We start from the raw sequence: 20,461 nt of genomic DNA, 5'->3' as shown, positions 1-20,461 counted from the left end.
TATTTGCACTCTACCTGTCACCGTATCTCTGTCTAGCTACAGTATTGTACTTTTCTATTTTCTAGCATGATCTCTAATATGATTCGATCGGTCTCTTCCATTCCTTGAAAACTCAACTTACCTATATTACTTATGGTTTTTTCAATATTTTCATGAATGATTCCATTATCCGATGGAACAACTGACCCCTCCACTGCTAACTGAGCAGAAATATAGGCTGTTGCAGCAGCATTATATAATTTCAATGCACAACCTACCTTACCTCCATCACAAATCATCCCTGTAATATTAGCTACCATATTTTTAATTGTACCTTCTATTTGGTGACTATCACCCCCCATCAAAAATGCTATTCCTGTACTAGCGCCGATTCCTGCTGCTACAGCACAACCGCATAAAGGAGATAGTTTACCAGTGTAGCTTTTTATATATACTGTAATTAAATGACTTAGTGCCAATGCTCTAATTAATGTCGCTTCATCTTTACCCATTTTTTCGCTAATAGCCACCACAGGTAGAATAGCTGTAATGCCATGATTTCCACTACCTGCACTACTCATAACTGGGACCTTTTCCCCCGCCATTCTTACATCAGCCCCTGCCGCTGTTAAGGTGGCAGCATATCCTTCGAGTGTATCAATATTTCTATCTTTTGATAAGAACCCCACTCCCATTCCCACTTTCATTTCTAGCCCTAGTTTTGCTACTGCCAGATTCATATCCCTTCCTTCTAACATGAAGTTTATATATTCCAAAGGAATCTCTCTTACTAAATTAATAATTTCAGTAATTCTTTCATTCTTTAACCAGTTGATTAAGCCCTCTCGATCTTCTTTTACTTCGATCTCTTCATTTTGGTGTAAAGTTAAAGCTACACCATTCTTAGAAACATAGACTATATTATTATGGCTTTTTTCAATGACGCACCTTCCCTCCCCTATTTCTGAGGTAACAACACAATCTATAAATACTTCTGACTTTTTAACTACATTAACAGTAACTGCTCCCCTTGCAACAAATTCTAATGCTTCTTTTTCACCTTTTTCTGCATGTTTAAGGACTTGGAGTCCCTTTCCTGCCTCTCCTCCAAATACTCCCAATGCAGCCGCAATATCTATTCCTACTTTTGCTGTTCCAGGAATACCTACCGCCATAGCATTTTTATAAACATTACTATTTACAGTAACCATAATATGAATGGGTTTCCCTCCAATACACTCCATTGCAGTAGCAGCTGCCAATGCTACTGCTACTGGCTCTGTACAACCTATTGCAGGTGTTACCTCTTTTTCTAATATACTCTTAACCATTTGATATTTTTTCAACTTTATGTCCCTCCTAATTTATAGTCCTACTTTATTTCATAGCAAAAACCATGCCATAGCTTAAAGTAGGATTAATCCTTAAGGATTCACTAAAAAATATAGTTCTTTACAGGACAAGGAGTTAAGCAGTCTCATATTGATACTCATATTGCGTATCAAATTGAGACTAGTATCATAATGATACATTGTTTAGATTTCATGTACTTTAAAGGATTAAAGGCATTTAAAGCGAAATTAATAACTATTGCTTTTAATCTTGTAAAAATCTCTACTTTTGACTTTTATCATAAGAAAAAAATCTTAAGTATTGTATTAAGAAAGTAATCTTAAAAGTAAGAGCATATTCTTTAATAATACTCTAAAAGGTAAAGTTTCATCTGCTCTATAGGGTCTTCCTTTTGAACTACTATCAAGATAAGATCAATTATGCAATTTCCTCAGCTATTAAGATCTATTAAATAACTATAGAACTTATTTTATCGATTCAATATGATAGGAGGTAGTTTTAAATGACTAAATTAAATTTTACACCCTTTCCTAACCTCAAAACAGAACGCCTATTTATGAGACAAATCTCCTTGTTGGATTTAGAAGAAATCTTTCTTTTAAAATCAGATCAAGAAGTTTTAAAGTATCTCGATGAAAAAAGCTACGAAACCTATGATGAAGCTGCACAGTTTATTCATAAAATTATTCAAGGAGTTTCAAATAAACAATGGATTCTTTGGGGTATAACCACTACTGAGAGTCATCAATTAATTGGGACGGTTTGCCTGTGGAATTTTTCAGAGGATGAAACAAAGGCTGATATTGGATTTGACCTGTTACCAGATTTTCAAGGATTGGGCTATATGGAGGAAGCTGTCTCTAGGGTCATTGACTATGGGTTTAAAGTTTTAGAGCTTAAAGTAATTGCAGCAGTCACCCATGAATTAAATTCCAAAGCTAGAAAACTATTAGAAAAAAAAGGCTTCACAGTCCTAAAATCCCTAAGGGAACATTCTAGGTTAGAAGGACAGACTTTCAATTTTTTAATTTATGGACTACTCAATCAAGTTATTCAACATTAAATAGATAAAGCAAAGGACCTCTTTCGAGGTCCATTGAAGTAATCCTTTTAAAGAATCTATATCAAGCTAACAAACTAGAAGTGGTACAATGTCACTATTATTGTATCTTAAAGCTTGTACTGCTTTATTTTACGAAATAAAGTTGCTCTACCAATCCCTAATCTCTTGGCAGCTTCTTCTTTATTCTTACAACGTCTTAAAGCTTCTATTATTGCTGATTTTTCTAGTTCTTCTAACTTTATAATAGGTTCATCCATATTGTAAGAAGATTCTGCTGTTGTCTGCTTTAGTTTAAGGGGTAAATTCTCTACTCGTATTACATCTGTCTGCTCCATATTTACGGCATATTCAATAACGTTCTCTAATTCTCTAACATTACCCTTCCACTTGTACTGACAGAAAATATCTAAAATATCTACATTAAAACCTTTAATCATCTTATTCATTTTTAAATTGCATTTATTCAGCAAATACTCCATCAAAACTGGAATATCATCTTTCCTATCTCTAAGGGGTGGGATATTTAAGGGAATAACATTTAATCTAAAGAAAAGATCTTCTCTAAACTCACCTAAAGTAACCTTTTCTTCTAAATTTTTATTTGTAGCAGCAATAATTCTAATATCTATCGGTATAGAGCTTAAGCCCCCTATTCGATCAACCTTTTTTTCCTGAAGCACCCTTAATAGCTTACTTTGTAGATGAAGGGGCATATCCCCTATCTCGTCTAGAAAAATCGTTCCTCCATTGGCTAACTCAAATTTCCCTGACCTACCACCTTTAGCAGCACCTGTAAACGTCCCACCCTCATAACCGAATAATTCGCTCTCTAACAATTGTTCTGGTATAGCTGCACAATTAATTGCCACAAAGGGTTTATTTCTTCTTGGACTTGCATAATGTATTCCTCTGGCAAATAACTCTTTTCCAGTACCACTTTCTCCCTGAATAAGAACAGTTGATGGTGATTGAGATGCTTTTATAGCCTTCTCCTTTACTTCTAGCATCCCAAGACTCACTCCTACAATACTTTCAAAAGAAGTATTGTTTATTGTTGATCCAATGACATCATTAACTTCTTTTAAAACTTGGCAAATATTTTTCAAAATAAATATATAGCCTACTAAATCTCCCGATAATATAACTGGGTTAACTGTAGCAATCCCTCTTAACTGTTGCTGCTCCTGACGATAAAAAAACTCTCTGTTTTTGACTAGTGTACCACCAGCTACCTGGGCAATCAGTTCCCTAAATAATGGAATTAAAGCTGTAATATCTTGCCCTATTTCTAATAATGGACTACGAAACATTTTGTTTGCGATATTGTTATAATTACTAATTTCTCCATTTGCATCTACTGCAATGATTCCTTCTTCAAGGGAATCGATCACTATTTCCAATTTCTTAGTTGTTAATTGTAGATCTTCATGTTTCTCTTTTTCTAAAAGTTTTACAGCTATTAAATCAGCCATTCTTTGTAGAAACTCCATAAGACTTCCCGTATCAGCAAAAAGTTTCTCCTTCTGCTCTTGAGTAAAAGCAATTAGGCCTATCACACCTAATACTCTTCCATTAATAATGATTGGGGTACAGACTTCACCAAATTCTTTACAGTTTTCTTTTGCACCACATTTTAGACATACCTGGTCAGTAATAGGATCTTCTATAATATAGCCCTTACTAGATTCTAACACGTGACGAAAAACAGAATTTCCATCAACCTTTTCACCTTTCGAGAAGGAATATCCTCCAGTCCCAGCAACTCTGTGAAGTTCTTCATCGACGATGGTTACTTCAACCCCCATCACACTAGCTATTGCCTCGGCAATATTTTCCACATCTCTTTTAATATCTACTAGCTTAGCCATAGCCTAACCCCCTCCACCCTATTTTATCATAGGTTAACCTTTTTACTCTAGGAAAATATCCTAAAAGGGCAAGTAGTGCTAATATAAAGGCTTAAGTAAATCTACCTTTAAAGAAACTTCAAATTACAATACCAAATTTATGTATTTAGATACATTTTTTAGCTAAAGTAAAACTTAAAGGTTAAACCAGAGATTATATACTTTGATTCGTAACCCATAATGTAAAGTGTATTAGAGAAATGTAAAAGCTAAAGTTAATGTTCTCGTTAAGATTAAAATTAAAGTTAAAGCTGAACTTTAAGTAAAGGACCTCATCTCTTCAACTTTGAGGAAGTTAGGCTTTAGTTATGCTTTTTCTATAAAATAAATTTAGGTTAAGGGGCCTTTGTTAAAGTTAATGTTAATATTAATGTTAATGTTGAAGTTGAACATTAAGAAACCCAGTTCCATTCCTTTTTTAGGAAGCAACTGGGCTACAATAATAATTATTCTATATATATTGATTAAGTTACCTTTGTTAAAGTCTTTTGTTGATAAAGTTTAGTCAAGAATTTTGTTACAACAATTAATAATACAGTTGAAAGAACAAGACTTATAATAGCACTATTCGTTATTCCCGCAACAATAAATCCAACCACAGATACTGCTGCAACTGTAAGGGCATAAGGAATTTGCGTTGCAACGTGATCTAGGTGATGACATGCAGCACCAGTAGACGATAAAATTGTTGTATCTGAAATTGGCGAACAGTGATCTCCAAATACGGCTCCTGCTAATACTGCTGACATCATTAAACCAACCATTTCAGGATTAATATTCCCACTTAAAGGTATAGCAATGGGTAGCATAATAGCAAAGGTACCCCATGAAGTTCCTGTTGAAAAGGCAATAAATCCTGATACAATAAAAATCAATGCTGGTAATAGTTGAGCAGGGATACTATTACCAACTATATTAGCAATAAAAGTACCACTCTGTAACCCGTCATCCCTTAAAACTGAGCCAAAGGTCCAAGCTAAAATTAAAATACTAAAGGCTGGTACCATTGATTTTACCCCTTGAGTAAAGGCTTCCATAAACTGTCCGTAGGTCATTAACTTTCTTGGAATGAACATAATCATAGATAATAGAAGGGCACCAACACCACCATACACTAATGAGGTTGCTGCATCTGTATCTCCAAAAGCTTCCCAAAGGGAAACCCCTCCTTCAAAATATCCACCTGTGTAAACCATTGCTAACACCGTAAAGAGAATTAAGCCACAAATTGGTGCAATTAAATCCCACGGTGTTCCCTTAGTCGATCTGGCAAGGTTGCTAAAATCATCTCCTGGTGGTGTTGTATTTCCGTCTCCTTGAAGTTCACCAGTTTCCATAGCTAATTCTTCAAATTTAGCCATTGGCCCATAATTAACTTTAGACATTGCCACTAATAGAACCATGATTAATGATAACCAAGCATAAATATTAAAGGGAACAGTTGCCATAAAACCTTTTAATCCCCCAATTTCAAATCCAGACTCTGCTAAAGCTGGCTGAATAACCGAGATGACATAAGCTACCCAACTGGAGATCGGTACTAAAATCGTAACAGGGGCAGCAGTTGAATCTAGAATATAAGCTAGCTTTGCCCTTGAAATTTTATAACGATCTGTTAATGGTCGCATAACGGTTCCCACTGTTAAGCTATTGAAGTAATCATCAATAAATATTATACAGCCTAATAAAAATGTAGAAATTTGTGCGCCACTACGGGATTTTACCTTAGAAGAAGCCCATTCTCCATAGGCCGATGAACCCCCTGCTACTGTAACCACTGCAACAAGTCCACCTAATAAGGCTAAGAAAATTAGAATAGCCATATTCCAAGAATCACCTGCATTGACTATTATGCCATTTACCATTTCAGTAATAGGTCCGATTATTGGATTAGTAGAAGCTAATTCTGATGCTATTTCTGGAGGTGCAAAATTAACATATATGAAATATCCAGAAAATATCCCTATTATTAGTGAACCTAATACTTCCTTTGTTCTTAATGCCAATATTACGGCAATGACTGGTGGTATAATCGCTAACCAACCATAAGCATGTTCCATCATAAACAACAACTTCCTCTCTTTTTGTATTAACCTTGTTGTCTACTATCCAATACCAAAAAATATAAAAACACCTTAACAAGAATGTTAGGTGTTTAATGTTCTGGGAAAAACACATACCTACACTCCCCTTACCTTTAGCATGAGATAGCACAACATCAGAATTACAGGTAATAATCCTGATGACAGTCCTGCACTTATTCAATGCAGGCCCAGCCATAGATCATGGTTTCTATGACTTCGGCGACGGCTCCTTTCAAAGCATTTCTTCGGCTTCCAACCTCAATGAATCTACTCTTAGACATCGCGCCTCTACCTCATCCCTGGAGGGAGATGAGGATTTTTATTCATTTTTTAAGACTATAATACAATAACAAATAAATAGTAATCTGTCAAATAAAAAAATTATTTCGGGACTTAAAAGCTAATAAAAAAACTTGTACTACTTAAAGGACAAGGCCCATATATATTATTGAAGGATAAAACCTATGAAATTGATTAAATTAGGCCATGAAGTTCAAGAAAAAAACAATAGGAGGAATTGCATAACACCTTAACACTAGTTTATATTGTGTTTTTCCTATATAAATCTAGTATTATGCAAATTTCCTTAATTAAATGAATGGAGGAAATACCTATGGGAAAACTTTATTATTGTTTGGATTGCAGAAGAATTTTTAGTTCAGAAGAAGAATGTACCTATTGTCAGTCAAAGAATCTTAAAAAATTGGTTAAAATGGCACCAATTAATGTTATTGGAAGTAAACACAAAGGAAATGTTTTTAGTGTTAAGGAAGATGCAGTAACAGTTCTCTTATTTGACCCTCACAATAACCGCTATAAGAAGGATTTTCATGCTTCTGAATTAAAAAAGATATTATAGAAATATAAAAACTCCTTATGAATATATTGATTGATATGCTTCCCTTATGGTAGACAGTTGCAATAACAAAACTGTTTATTTTGGAAAGACACACTCAATTAACAATCTAAGGAGTTTTTTTAATGTTTTTATTACTTATGTTTATTTATTTATTATTTATTTTTGTTTATTTTATTTATTTGTGAAGGAGATTACTCGTTTGACAATGGGCGACTTAGTTTTTATTTTTGTATAAATCGAATATAAATTCATTGTTATGGTATTATGCAATTTCCTCATTTGTGTTTATTTATTTTTATTTTATTATATTTTCTGCCTTATTCCCTTGTTCAATTGTAATTTTTGAGGCGAACATTCTTTTCCAAAATATAATTAAAGCAATGCAAAGTAGGATTCCATAAGGGATTCTGGTAAAATTGGAAGAGACTAATAACCAGTGTATTCCTGCTGTAACCCCACAAAACATCATAGTCTGAAATAAGATAGATATATTATTATGCTTTATATACTGAAAGTCCTGACTAAAAGGTAATGGTCTATCAGAGTAATGAAAAATAATTAACATCAGTAAAACTAGAACTATGGCAACAATCAAGATATCAAAAATTATTTTTACTCCGTAAATCAATATAAATGGAATTGTAACAAAACAATATACTGGGAGAATATATTTTAACAAATATCCTTTTAGAGAACCTTTATAAATGCTATTGATATCTTCTATAGGAAGTATTTTGTATAGCCAAACAGCCCTATGCTTTTCACTTGTACTCAGTAATGGTATTGCATTACTCATCATAATAACAGCAAAATATAGGTAGAGAAAGTAATTTCCACTGCGTAGTATTTCATAGGACTCACTAAAGGAACCCGATACAGTTAGAAATCTAAAAATAAAAAGTAATGGTAATATCGTTGCAAATGCTAAACTAGGATAAAGTTTTAGCTTTAATGTTCTCTCGGAAGCTACCATGTTATGAGTAAACCGGAAGAATATACTCTCCATTTTATTAGTAGTAAAGAAGCTAGCAATTTTCTGTTGCCTTTTTTTAGCCTTAATTGAATGGCTATTCTTGTCTTCACTATTACTGTGTAGTTTCTGTAAAACACCTTCGAAATATGGTGATACCACTTTAAAATATAAAACTAGCATAATTACTGGAACAATAATACTTAAGATTGTAAAATACAGATAATGTATTTCTTTTCTTCCTTCTATTAGATAACTATAGGGGGCTGCAAACCATGTTGTAGGTATAAAATAGTTCCACCATTTAACTTCGTAGACAACATTAAGATTAAAGACTTGAAAAATTTGACCTACCAATTGATAGATAACAATCATAACGACAGATAAACCTATTTGAAAATAGTTTATAATATCCTTAAGCCGCTCACCATTAAAGAAATATAAAATTAAAAAATATAATAATGATGTTAAAAAAATGATTAGGGAAGCAATAAACAATAATTGCACTAGAAAAATCCCTCCAAAGAAAAAACCGAATCTAAAAGATCCTGCAACTAAGGTTGGTGTAGCTATGGTTAAAATAATTGTAAAGAGATAAATAAAAACATGTATAATTCTTGCTGTATTAAGGGTTTTATAATCTATTGGTTTTGGTAATAAAATATTTTTTTCTTTAATGTCCAACAACACCGAAGAATAGTCTGCCACCATAACAGAGGTGGCTAAAAACAGAATCATAGCGATAATAATATTCATTTTGTAGAATATCGGAAAAGGGATAAAAATAAACAGCATAAAAACAAAACCCATTAATAGATACATTAAGAGTGATTTATTAAAAGCATTCTCATCCTTCATATCATTATTTGACATTAAAACCGTTGGTACTCTTCTTTCATCCATCGTTAATTTGATCTGTAGAATTTTCCTCATTATGGGATAATCTACACCAAATTTTAAAAAGATAAACTTAAAAAGATCAAGTATTTTTAATGTTCGAAAATCCTTCATCTCTACACCCCTTGCAACGTGGAAACAAACTCATCAGCAATTTCCTTATATTTTTTAAACCCTGTTAATTCATTAAAAATATCCTGCAAAGAACCCTCCATACTCATTTTCTTTAAATCATCAAAAGTTCCATCTGCAACAATATCCCCATTGTTTAGCAATATAATCCTATTACTGATTTTCTCTACAACTTCCATAATGTGAGAAGAATAAAAGATTGTCTTTCCTTGCTTTGCTAAAGCCGCCAAAATTTCTTTAAAGATCATTACACTATTGGCATCTAGTCCACTTAAGGGTTCGTCAAAAAACAGTATATCTGGATTATGTATCAAGCTAGCAATAATTAGAACCTTTTGCTTCATTCCCTTTGAGAAGGATGAAATTCTACCATGAAGGGCCTCCTCTATGGAAAATAGACCCATTAATTTTTTGATTTTTCCTTCTAGATCTTCTAGATCTAGACCATAGACTTCACCAATAAAGCTTAAGTATTCATAGGCTGTTAAATTATCAAAAATCTCTGCCGTTTCTGGTACGTAGCCTATTCTATTTTTATAAGTTACACTATCCTTAGTAATATCTTCTCCAAAAATCCTTACCTCACCTTTATATTCGTTGATGATTCCTAAAAGGATTTTTACTGTTGTACTTTTACCAGCTCCATTAGGACCAATATATCCAATTATTTCGCCTTTATAAATCTCTAAATTAATGCCCTTTAGTACTTTTTTAGTGCCATAACTCATTTCTAAGTCTTTAATAGAAACAACCATTTCTTTTTCCATAATTTCGCCTCCAACTCTTAGAAAACATTTACTTCATATGGTACATTATACCATAGTAGTTCCTATTTATACTCTGCAAAAACAACATAATTTCTAAATTATTTTCCTCATCAAATAACTTAATAATAATTGTGCCTACATAAGAGAAAACACCACCATAAGTAACTACTTAAAGTGGTGTTCATTGTTTATACTATATTATTGTTCTATGCAACTGCAATTTTTCCTTCTTCAAATAAGTTTAAAAAAGTTTCTGTAAGTTGAGGGTCAAACTGAGTCCCTTTATTTTTCCGTAGTTCTTGTAAAGCCTCTTCTACACTTAACGCCTTTCGATAGGGTCGGTCTGTTGTCATGGCATCAAAAGCATCTACAATACTAAGAATTCTTCCCTCTATAGGGATACTGTCTCCCTTAATACCCCTTGGGTATCCTTTACCATCATATCTTTCATGGTGGGTCATAATTGCAGGAATTACTTTTACTATGCCGGGTACATGCTTAATAATTGTTATAGAGATGTCAACATGCCTCTTCATAATTTCAAATTCTTCAGCATTGAGGGCTTCCTTTTTAGTTAAAATACTTTCTGGAACACCAATTTTCCCAATATCATGAAGTAAGCCTGCACTTTTAACTATATCTACTGTCTCTTCACCCAAACCCGCTGCTTCAGTTAGGGCTATAGCATATTTAGATACATTTTCTGAGTGACCATAGGTATAATGATCTTTTGCATCTATCGTTGCTGCCAAAGCATAAATTGCAGAAAAATACGCAGCTTTTATATCTTTTTCCATTAATTCCTTCTCACAAAGATCAATAGCGCTATTTTGTTTTTTGTCCTTTTTACTATAAAGAACACTCTGATTCCTTCCACCATTTTTAGCAACATACATGGCAGTATCGGCATGTTCGATCATTTCTTCAGCGGTTCTACCATCCTTTGGATAGTTGGCTACGCCAACACTTATTGTTAAAAATTCGTTAGTGTCTTTTGATGCATAAAAGCTATTTTCAACTGCCTTTCTAATTTCTTCTATTGCTTTTAAAGAGGCCTCCCCTTCGATATTAGGAAATATAATCGCAAACTCTTCTCCTCCGTATCGGGCAATTATATCATCCTTCCTAGTTGCTTTCTTTAGAACTTCTGCAATTTTTATTAGCGCTTTATCTCCTGCCGAATGTCCATATAAATCATTATAGAGTTTAAATAAATCTACATCAATCATTGCTACTGAAAAAACCTCGCTACTATTTTCTTCTATGTATCTACCAAGTATTTCATGGAAATGGCGATGATTGTAAAGTTTAGTTAGACCATCGGTTATTGCTTCATATTTAGCATCATTATATAACTTTGCATTTTCTATTACGACAGCTGCATTATTAGTAAGGGTGGTTAATAAGTCAATTTCTTCTTGGGTAAAAGACTCTCCAGTCTTTTTTTCAGAAATAACTAATAAGCCTATAATCTCATCCCTAAGCTTTATGGGGACAATTAACTCTGTTTCTAATTTGTATAGTTGTTGTTTCTCAGTACGCCATAACCCGGCAAAATAGGGTAGGTTTTCGATTTCATTTATCGTAAGCCATGACTTCTTTTGTTTGAACCACTGTAATATAGGATGTTTACTCCCATAAGCAATTTCCTTCGACCATTTTTCTTCTAATGCTGGATCAAACAAACAATATTCATCATCGCCCCTTTTCAAAAGCAAATGAATTTGTTTTGGTTTTAAAGCATTACTTAAGGATTTAAGTAGAAAATCAGATAGTTCATCCAAGTCTAAAATATTGTTAATGATCCTACTAAAATCCCTTAGGATCAACTGATGATTTAATTTCTCCTTGTAAAAAAGACGATCTATTCCTTTTTGTAATAAGTTCCTTAGAGGTTGTAAAACTAAAGCTAACACGACTGCCATCCCTAAGGTTTCTGTCATGTTGATGTCTCTAGAAAATCTGATTAAGATCTTTTGAAGAGAAAATATAGCTATAATATATACCCCTGTCAATAATAGTGTATAAAGTGAGTAGCTCATTCCCTTTTTAACAATTAACTTAATTTCTAAAAATCGATAACGATAGATTGAGTAGGCTATAAAAATTGCATTTATTGTGTTTAAGACGATATCCAGTGGATATTTACCTAATGTTGGAATTAAGTTTAAAAGCCCTCCTATTATCACTAAAACTAAACCAACAAGAATAAATTTTACTCTAGTATAGGGTATTTTTTTAGACTTCACTTTCTGAATAATATTAGTAAAAGCTAATACAAGATAAGTGATACTCCAAATCGCCATTGATGAAGCAAGGGGGCCTAATGTATAGTAAAAAATATTATTGATGGAGTAAGCATCCACCATAATTAAACCAGTAAAATTAGCAACTAAGAATAGTCCCCCAGTGATGTAACCCGTCAGCAATTTGCGATTTTGGTTTTTAGTTTCTGTCAGTACAAGAGTAAAATGATAAAAGGTAACTGGCATTCCGATTAACCCCACACATAGAATTCGATTCCAAAATAATGCTCCAGGCAAAGTATTGGTCCTCATAATAAAAGAACCAAAACTCCATATAATCATGGAAATAATATAAATGGCGTAATATCTTGTAATCTTATTTTTTCTAGTACCAAATAGAATTATGAGTAGAAAGCAATAGCATAAAAAGGAGACAAAAGGAATCAAAATTAAGTAAGAAAATAGCGGCACTCTTTATCACCTCAAAATAATTATTAACTACAGTTCATTAACGTTTCTATAGTTTGTTGGCTCGGATTCATCTTAATCATTGTATTCTGTTTATCTTTGAAATGATTAAATGCCCCCTTAGGCAGAAGTGTAACCCTTAAAGGATCTCTACCTAGCATCATTTTTATATCTTTATAGTCACTATCTGACTTTTGCAAGCTTTCATTTAGAATGTTTTTTACAGTATTTGCATCTACATCATTTCCCAACATTTCAAGGTATATATGTAACACTGGCTCCTTTTCTTCAAAACGCTTTGCTGCAACCCAATCTTTTACGGGTAGCTTACCGACTGCTACAGCTTTATCAATTGTGGCTTTTGTAATTCGTGTAAATCCAGCAAGATCTATAATATTGGCTATTCGATCAACAAATCTTACTTGTGGCAATTTAATATTGTTAGCTACATTCTCTAAGGCTAGGCATTCAATAACGTCTCCTACACGATATCTAACAAATGCACCACCTCTAAACTTTGTAATCACCAATTCATAACGTTCACCTGCTTTTATTTCATTTAAGAGTAATGTTTGGGGAATAAAGTTTTTATCCTGAAGGCTTTTTAGAGAATCCTTCTCTGGTATAAACTCTAGAAAATTAACATCTGGAAAAAATGTTAAACCACTATCCCCCCAAGTTTCGGTGGCAACTGTTGCAATTTCCGTTCCTCCATAAATTTCTAAAGGTCGTTTTCCCCAATAATATTCAATTTTGTCTTTAAAAGCATGAGTATCTGTCCCTGCACATAGTATTCCTTTAAAATCCCATAAATCCTTTGGGAAAATAGTCTCTTTTTTAATATGTTTTTTTATAAATGCCCTTCCAAGCTTGTACAACATTTTAATATTAACAGATTTAGACGACTTTAGCACCTCAAAAGTTCCCTTGCCCCCTGTAGAACCCTTTGCGTAATCTTCCCCAATCTTCACCAATATACTAGATAAACCGAAAAATAGGTCTGCACCCTTAGTCAAAGCTAATTGAAATCCAACTTTATTTCTTTCTTCAAAGCTTAAGCATTCTGCTTCTTCAATACTTGGTAAATACTCGAAGTTGATTTCATTTCTAACTCCATAGGGGGCTAGCCCTGTTAAATAGGGTAAAGGTGCCATCCCGTACAGAAATTTATCGTTTTCTCTTAAGGAAAATTCGCCTCTTTTCTTACTAGTTGCTAAAATTAAACTGGCTAGAAATGCTTTAGTATGTTCTTCAATCATACTCTCCGAATAGGGAGCCAGTTTAATTTCATGGGTCCCCCCCTTCCAAGTTGTTTTAATCCAATACTTTGGTTTTGATGGTAATACATCTACCCTTTTATTCAAAAGAAAATCTGCATAGTCTTCGTAGGTGGTCAATGGAACCATTTCTCTAAATTCTTCAATTGTCTTCGGTTTTACGTTCTCCCCCATGATTGTCTTTCCCAATTTGCATCTTGATAAGAGTTCGATCTGTTCTAAAAGCAATCTTTCTTGTATTTGCATAAACTCTTCAATATTTAAATCCAAAAATCCACAATATTTCTCCCAAATTTTATCATAATCCTTTTCTCTAAGCATCTCTTCTAATGCCATAATCTCAATCCCCCAATTAAAATATAGTTGCTTTACATTTATTTATACTATTTTTTGTAGGTATTAACATTGGTGTCGTCTTCATATAATCTTTATACTTCGGAAACATTTTAGGAAAAAAATACCTTTCTTGTATATAGACATGTAACACATCTAGACTTGTCCAAATGATGCCTGCTGTTATTAATAGCACTGCACCTGTAGTGAAAAAGAAGAAGAAAAAAAGTAACCCAAACCATAATACTCCAGGATGCCTACAAAGGGCATAGGTGCCAGTATCAACTAATGATTGACTATGCTCCTTCTCTCCATAGGTCTTAACAAATGGTAGTTCTAAGAATAGCGAATAGACTAATAATCCAATTGAAACTATCCACAGAACTCCAGATATCATTCTAACCAACAACGGTATATAGATCTTATCGGATATAATGGTTACCATAATTGCAGAAAACACTAAAGTCGATAGACCCAATATTCCGAAAACTCTTCTTCTTAAAGCCTGATTTTTCAATGTGTATACATCAAATAAAAATAAAAAAATAAATGCTAATGATCCTATCAAAACATATCTCATCCTCTAACCCCTTCTTCCCTCTGTCTTTGTCATTCATAAAGAACATAACATACTTTTCTTTTTTACTAGTACGTCCTATCTTATTTTAATAGTAAAACTGAATATTTTTTGTCGAAATTTGAAAACGAAATCATTTTTTTCTTAACAATTTCTTAGAAAAGTGTAATCCTGATGAAAGAATAGTTTTTTTACATAATTTATGATATAATATTTAATTGTGTTGATATAACTTTAATTAGTTCATCAATGGAGATTATTTTATTATAAAATATAAATTTGAAGAATAGTATCTCAATACCAAATTTTTAAATATATACGATAAGAAAAGTGAGGATGGTTAATAAATGATTAATGTAACGAATGTCAGCTTAAGATATGGCGATAGGAAATTGTTTGAGGATGTAAATCTTAAATTTACACCAGGCAATTGTTATGGTGTTATTGGAGCAAATGGTGCTGGAAAGAGTACTTTTTTAAAGATCTTATCTGGTGAAATTGAAGCTAATACAGGTGATATAAGTATACCAGCAGGCATCAGAGTCTCTGTATTAAAACAGGACCACTACCAGTACGACCACAACCAAGTTTTAGAAACAGTTATTATGGGAAATACTCGCCTTTATGAAATTATGAAGGAAAAGGATGCAATCTATGCTAAAGCAGAGTTTACCGATGAAGATGGGATTAAAGCCGCTGAGCTAGAGGGGGAATTTGCCGAACTTAATGGATGGGAGGCTGAATCAGAAGCTTCTTCATTATTACAAGGTCTAGGTATTCCTACTGATTTACATTTCAAAAATGTTTCTGAATTAACTGGTGGTGAAAAAGTTAAGGTACTTCTTGCCCAAGCTCTATTTGGACAACCTGGTATCCTAATTCTCGATGAGCCTACTAACCACTTAGATATTAAATCCATCAACTGGTTACAAGAATTTTTAATTGAATTTGACGGTACAGTTATTGTCGTATCCCATGACCGTCACTTCTTAAATAATGTTTGTACCCACATGGCCGATGTAGATTTTGGTAAAATTAAGCTATACGTTGGTAACTATGACTTCTGGTATGAGTCAAGTCAGCTTGCTTCAAGGTTAATGAAGGAACAAAATAAGAAAAAAGAGGAAAAGATTAAAGAGTTACAAGACTTTATCGCTAGATTTAGTGCAAATGCATCTAAGTCTAAACAAGCTACTTCTCGTAAAAAATTATTAGATAAAATTTCAATTGATGATATTCAACCCTCTACTAGAAGGTATCCTTATTGTGGCTTTAAACCTGAAAGAGAAGTTGGTAACGATATTTTAATTGTAGATGGTCTTACAAAAACCATAAACGGTGAAACACTTTTAAATAATGTTAGCTTCACAATGAATAAAGGCGACAAAATAGCTTTTATAGGTAATGAGCTTGTTTGCACAACATTATTTAAAATTTTAATGGGTGAAATTGAGCCAGATAGCGGAACCTTTAAATGGGGCATTACAATTAATAAAGCTTATTTCCCTAAAGACAACTCTGAATTTTTCAATGGAGTAGATCTAAACTTAGTAGATTGGTTACGTCAGTATTCTGAAGAAAAATCTGAAAGCTATATAAGAGGCTTTTTAGGTAGAATGTTGTTCTCTGGAGACGAAGCTCTTAAAGAAGCTTCTGTACTATCTGGTGGTGAAAAAGTACGTTGTATGCTTTCTAGAATGATGTTAAGTAATGCCAACTTCTTAATTCTAGACCAACCTACAAACCATCTAGACTTAGAATCTATTACTGCTTTAAATAATGGATTAAGAGATTACAGCAGCAACCTTCTATTTACATCCCACGACCATCAGTTTATTCAAACCATCGCTAATAGAATTATTGAATTTAAGCCAGATGGTGTAATTGATAAGCAGATGAGCTATGATGAGTATTTAGAAATGATGAATGCTTAAGAACTTTATAATAATATAGAAATTGCATAAAACGAATATAAGTTAGGATTTATGGTATTATACAATTTCATAAATAACTAAAAAAACCAGTTCCTTTAGAAAATTATAGGAGCTGGTTTTTTAATATCTTCTTTTACAGTGTATATTTAAATCCTTATTATCGATCTTTAATCTTTTAAATTGATTTTTTATTATGTTATTCTATCTTCTTTTACAGCAATAATTGTAATATGGCAGGTAACCATAAAATTATCAATATTATTATTGTAGTTACCCATATGAAGGTCTCCTGCTTTTTACTTACCTTCCCTTTATAAACATTATAATGGGAATAAATTAGTGATAAAACTGCAAACCCCTTTAAATATTGCTGATAAGGTGCAAAAGTTTCAACGTAAGAAAGTCCGATACCGCCAATCCCCAGCGATAATACCACTATGGGAATCACTCAGCATAAGGAGGCCATTAAAGTTGATATGATTGCCCCTATATTAAGTAGTACAGATTCTTCCCTTTTCATTTTCTGTCACCTTCCTTTTATATCATTATTTAACCCTAATTAAGATTACTTGTCCTATTATTCGATATAACCCCCTAAGGGGCTCTTAAATCAACTACAAAGGTAATCGTGTACTAAGCTTATGAAATAAACCATTATAGTTTCAGCTTTGCCAAGGCATCGGCTAAAGCCGTATTAATAGGCTTTTCTGCTTCTTTCTTTTGTTCTCTTAAAAATTTGGCAGTTTCCCCCTTAGAAGGTTTATTCTTTGCTTCCTTTTTACGTTCATTAAAGACCGATAGTTTTTCTCTATGGCCACAGCTACAAGCAAAAAATCTTCCTTCACCTTCTCCCCGAAGTTCTAGCTTTTTATGACAGTTAGGGCAGCGAGAATTAGTAATTTGAGCTACGTTTTTTCGATGTCCACATTCCCTATCTTGGCACACCAGCATTTTCCCTTTTTTTCCCTTTACCTCTAACATGTATTTTCCACATTCAGGACATTTATTTCTAGTTAAATTATCATGTTTAAAGATGGCATTTTCATCTTTAATTTCTTTGACAATTGCCTTTGTATATTCCCTCATCTCCTTAACAAAAATCTCCTTTGAAATCTTCCCTTTAGCAATTGCTGACAACTTTTGTTCCCATTCAGCTGTTAGTGCTGGTGATTTAAGGTCTTGAGGAGCTAGTTCTAAAAGTTGTTTTCCTTTTGAAGTAATCCAGATCTCCTTCCCCTTCTTCTCGATTAAAAAAGTATTAAATAATTTTTCAATAATATCTGCTCTAGTTGCCACCGTCCCTAATCCACCGGTTTCACCAATAGTTTTAATCAATTCTTTATCTTCTCCTGCCATATATTTTACTGGATTCTCCATAGCCGTAAGCAAAGTACCTTCATTAAATGGAGCAGGTGGTTTTGTTTTTCCTGACGTTTCAACTAAATTAGAAATCTTAATAATATCTCCTTTATTGATTGGTGGTAAAATCTGTTCCACCATTCCATCTTTTCCTTCATCTTCTTCAATATTATTTTGATATACCTCTTTCCATCCTTGATTAATCACAGTTTTTCCCTTAGCAATAAATCTTTCTTCACCTATTTGGGTTTTAATAGTAGTTTGTTCATACTCAAAGGAAGGTGATAACACTGCTAAAAATCTTTTTACGACAAGATCATAAATCTTACGTTCTTTATCATTTAAGGCCCCTAAGTAGGCCTTCTCCTCTGTTGGAATAATTGCGTGATGATCCGATACCTTTTGATTGTCTACAAAGGATTTATTAACTTTAATTGCTGACTTTAATAACTTCGTAGCAATTGGTGAATAAGGTCCAACTCCACAAGCCTTAACTCTATCCTTTAATGTATCTACAATATCTGTAGAAATATATCGTGAATCAGTTCTTGGATATGTCAACAGTTTATGGGCTTCATACAGTTTTTGCATAATAGCCTGGGTTTCCTTTGCGGAGTAACTAAAAATTCTATTGGCATCCCTTTGAAGTTCTGTCAAATCATATAATTGAGGTGCATGATTTTTTTTATAAGCCTTTTCTACCTCCACTACAACTGCATCTTGATTCTTTAAACGATTGAAAATTCCATCTATCTTAGTTTTGTCAAAAGATCTAATCTCTTTTGTTTTAGAATCCTGCCAAGTTAATTTTAAACTCTTTGTTATTGCAGATATACCATAATAGGTTTTAGGTCTAAAGTTTTGTATTTCTTTTTCTCGTTCAGCAATTATCGCTAATGTTGGCGTTTGCACCCGACCGCAGGAAAGCTGAGCATTATATTTACAAGTTAAAGCTCTAGTTGCATTCATTCCAACGATCCAATCTCCTTCAGCCCTAGCAACTGCTGAAGCGTATAGATTTTCGTAGTCTTTTCCACTTTTTAATTTAGTAAAACCTTCCTTAATTGCTTTATCTGTGACAGAAGAAATCCATAAACGTTTTAGAGGTTTTTTAATATTTGCCTTCTCAATAATCCATCTTGCTACCAATTCTCCCTCTCTCCCTGCATCGGTGGCAATGACAATTTCATCTACATCTTTTCGACTCATTTGGCTTTTAACTACAGTAAATTGTTTTCCACTCTGCTTAATTACCACAAGCTTTAAATGGGGTGGAAGCATTGGTAGATCCTCTATCTGCCAAGATTTATATTTTTGATCATAAACTTCTGGGTCTGCTAGGGTAACTAAATGCCCCAAGGCCCAAGTAACAATGTATCGATCACCTTCTATAAATCCATTACCTTTTTTATTACAATTTAATACCCTTGCTAAGTCTCTTCCTACCGAGGGTTTTTCTGCTAATACTAATATTTTACCCATATTCACAATCCCTTCTCTTCGTCAACTATTCCATCATTTATAATAATTAATTTATTTATAAACTTTTTACTTGTTTATTTTACCATACTTTTTCTTTATATTTAAATTCCTTTCTATAAAAGCTTCATTGTCATCATGTTGCCTCCATACGATTACAATGGTATGATATAGTAAATATTCAATAGAAAGGAAGATTTCTAAATGGATTATATTTTATTAAAAGAAATCTTTAAAAGAAATTTACTAACGCTTCTTCTTTATCTTCTATCAAGTTTTACAGTGGGGACCCTTTTATTAAGCCTAAACTTCTATGAATATGCTTCAGGACCAATGGTTTTTATCTATGGCCTCCTATTCATTATTCTATTCATTTACTTAGGTTTCCAACTACCCCAAATTACTAATTCTATTTTAATTAACCTTTCTTCTGTCATGGCAATAACTATTTTAGGATTTCTAATCTGGCTCTATTGTTATTTAGCCCATGGCATGATTACTTCCTTCACCTTATTATCTTGGCTCTCATATATTTTATACTCCTTATGGAGCATCCCGATTTTTAACTATTTATTAATGGAGACGAGCTTAAGTATGTCGACCCTTAGTTTTTTAAGTCTTTTATCTCCTTTGATTGCTTCACTAAGCTTCTTTACAGGTCATATGCTAAAATCTAGAAGGATTTCATAGCTGTATCACCCTTTTGTCGAAATAAGTATTTTCTTGCCGAAAATAATTTTATCCCTTATAATTAAGAAAAACGGATTGGAGACAATA

Annotated in this window: 13 protein-coding genes and 1 riboswitch; of the genes, 4 read left to right on the top strand and 9 right to left on the bottom strand. The window is 33.1% G+C overall.

Annotated features, from left to right (window positions below; all coding sequences use genetic code 11):
* Positions 1-32 precede the first annotated feature (32 nt).
* Entirely contained in the window at positions 33-1,325 is a 1,293-nt protein-coding gene (locus tag T335_RS0116530) for an L-cysteine desulfidase family protein (RefSeq protein ID WP_026478522.1), read from the bottom strand.
* Positions 1,326-1,834: 509 nt separating this feature from the next.
* Between T335_RS0116530 and T335_RS21095 the strand changes: the two genes are divergently transcribed.
* On the top strand, positions 1,835-2,395 hold the full coding sequence (locus T335_RS21095; protein ID WP_051569364.1) for a GNAT family N-acetyltransferase: 561 nt from the start codon (positions 1,835-1,837) through the stop codon (positions 2,393-2,395).
* A gap of 107 nt (positions 2,396-2,502) precedes the next feature.
* On the opposite strand, the gene T335_RS0116520 is transcribed toward T335_RS21095, so the two are convergent.
* Positions 2,503-4,263 (bottom strand): sigma-54-dependent Fis family transcriptional regulator, encoded by a 1,761-nt coding sequence (locus T335_RS0116520; protein ID WP_026478521.1) that lies wholly within the window; start codon positions 4,261-4,263, stop codon positions 2,503-2,505.
* 503 nt (positions 4,264-4,766) lie between these two features.
* Complete coding sequence (locus tag T335_RS0116515; protein WP_026478520.1) at positions 4,767-6,365, bottom strand: Na+/H+ antiporter NhaC family protein; 1,599 nt, start codon at positions 6,363-6,365, stop codon at positions 4,767-4,769.
* Between the two features lie 137 nt (positions 6,366-6,502).
* Positions 6,503-6,685, bottom strand: a riboswitch (Lysine riboswitch).
* Positions 6,686-6,999: 314 nt separating this feature from the next.
* On the opposite strand from T335_RS0116515, the gene T335_RS0116505 reads away from it, so the two are divergent.
* The gene (locus tag T335_RS0116505; RefSeq protein ID WP_026478519.1) at positions 7,000-7,245 is read left to right on the top strand and encodes a hypothetical protein; all 246 of its coding nucleotides are present in this window, start codon (positions 7,000-7,002) and stop codon (positions 7,243-7,245) included.
* 295 nt (positions 7,246-7,540) lie between these two features.
* On the opposite strand, the gene T335_RS0116500 is transcribed toward T335_RS0116505, so the two are convergent.
* The 5 genes from T335_RS0116500 to T335_RS0116480 all read right to left on the bottom strand — a co-directional run bounded on the left by T335_RS0116500 (position 7,541) and on the right by T335_RS0116480 (position 14,915).
* Positions 7,541-9,226 (bottom strand): hypothetical protein, encoded by a 1,686-nt coding sequence (locus T335_RS0116500; protein ID WP_026478518.1) that lies wholly within the window; start codon positions 9,224-9,226, stop codon positions 7,541-7,543.
* A gap of 2 nt (positions 9,227-9,228) precedes the next feature.
* Positions 9,229-10,011: an ABC transporter ATP-binding protein gene (locus tag T335_RS0116495; RefSeq protein ID WP_026478517.1), complete on the bottom strand. Its 783-nt coding sequence runs from the start codon at positions 10,009-10,011 to the stop codon at positions 9,229-9,231.
* A gap of 206 nt (positions 10,012-10,217) precedes the next feature.
* A complete protein-coding gene (locus tag T335_RS21090; RefSeq protein ID WP_084281433.1) occupies positions 10,218-12,728 on the bottom strand; it encodes a diguanylate cyclase in 2,511 nt (836 codons plus the stop codon).
* A 23-nt stretch (positions 12,729-12,751) separates the two neighbouring features.
* Complete coding sequence (locus T335_RS0116485) at positions 12,752-14,338, bottom strand: GH3 family domain-containing protein (RefSeq protein ID WP_026478516.1); 1,587 nt, start codon at positions 14,336-14,338, stop codon at positions 12,752-12,754.
* Positions 14,339-14,354: 16 nt separating this feature from the next.
* Positions 14,355-14,915 (bottom strand): methyltransferase, encoded by a 561-nt coding sequence (locus T335_RS0116480; protein WP_026478515.1) that lies wholly within the window; start codon positions 14,913-14,915, stop codon positions 14,355-14,357.
* A 344-nt stretch (positions 14,916-15,259) separates the two neighbouring features.
* Between T335_RS0116480 and T335_RS0116475 the strand changes: the two genes are divergently transcribed.
* On the top strand, positions 15,260-16,846 hold the full coding sequence (locus T335_RS0116475) for an ABC-F family ATP-binding cassette domain-containing protein (RefSeq protein ID WP_026478514.1): 1,587 nt from the start codon (positions 15,260-15,262) through the stop codon (positions 16,844-16,846).
* A 654-nt stretch (positions 16,847-17,500) separates the two neighbouring features.
* On the opposite strand, the gene T335_RS0116465 is transcribed toward T335_RS0116475, so the two are convergent.
* A complete protein-coding gene (locus T335_RS0116465; RefSeq protein ID WP_026478513.1) occupies positions 17,501-19,687 on the bottom strand; it encodes a DNA topoisomerase III in 2,187 nt (728 codons plus the stop codon).
* A 201-nt stretch (positions 19,688-19,888) separates the two neighbouring features.
* Here T335_RS0116465 and T335_RS0116460 point away from each other — a divergent pair, with 201 nt between their 5' ends.
* On the top strand, positions 19,889-20,374 hold the full coding sequence (locus T335_RS0116460; protein ID WP_026478512.1) for a hypothetical protein: 486 nt from the start codon (positions 19,889-19,891) through the stop codon (positions 20,372-20,374).
* Positions 20,375-20,461 lie beyond the last annotated feature (87 nt).

Source organism: Alkaliphilus transvaalensis ATCC 700919 (genome assembly GCF_000621485.1).
GTDB lineage: Bacteria > Bacillota > Clostridia > Peptostreptococcales > Natronincolaceae > Alkaliphilus > Alkaliphilus transvaalensis.
This window is presented reverse-complemented; position numbering and strand designations above follow the sequence as displayed.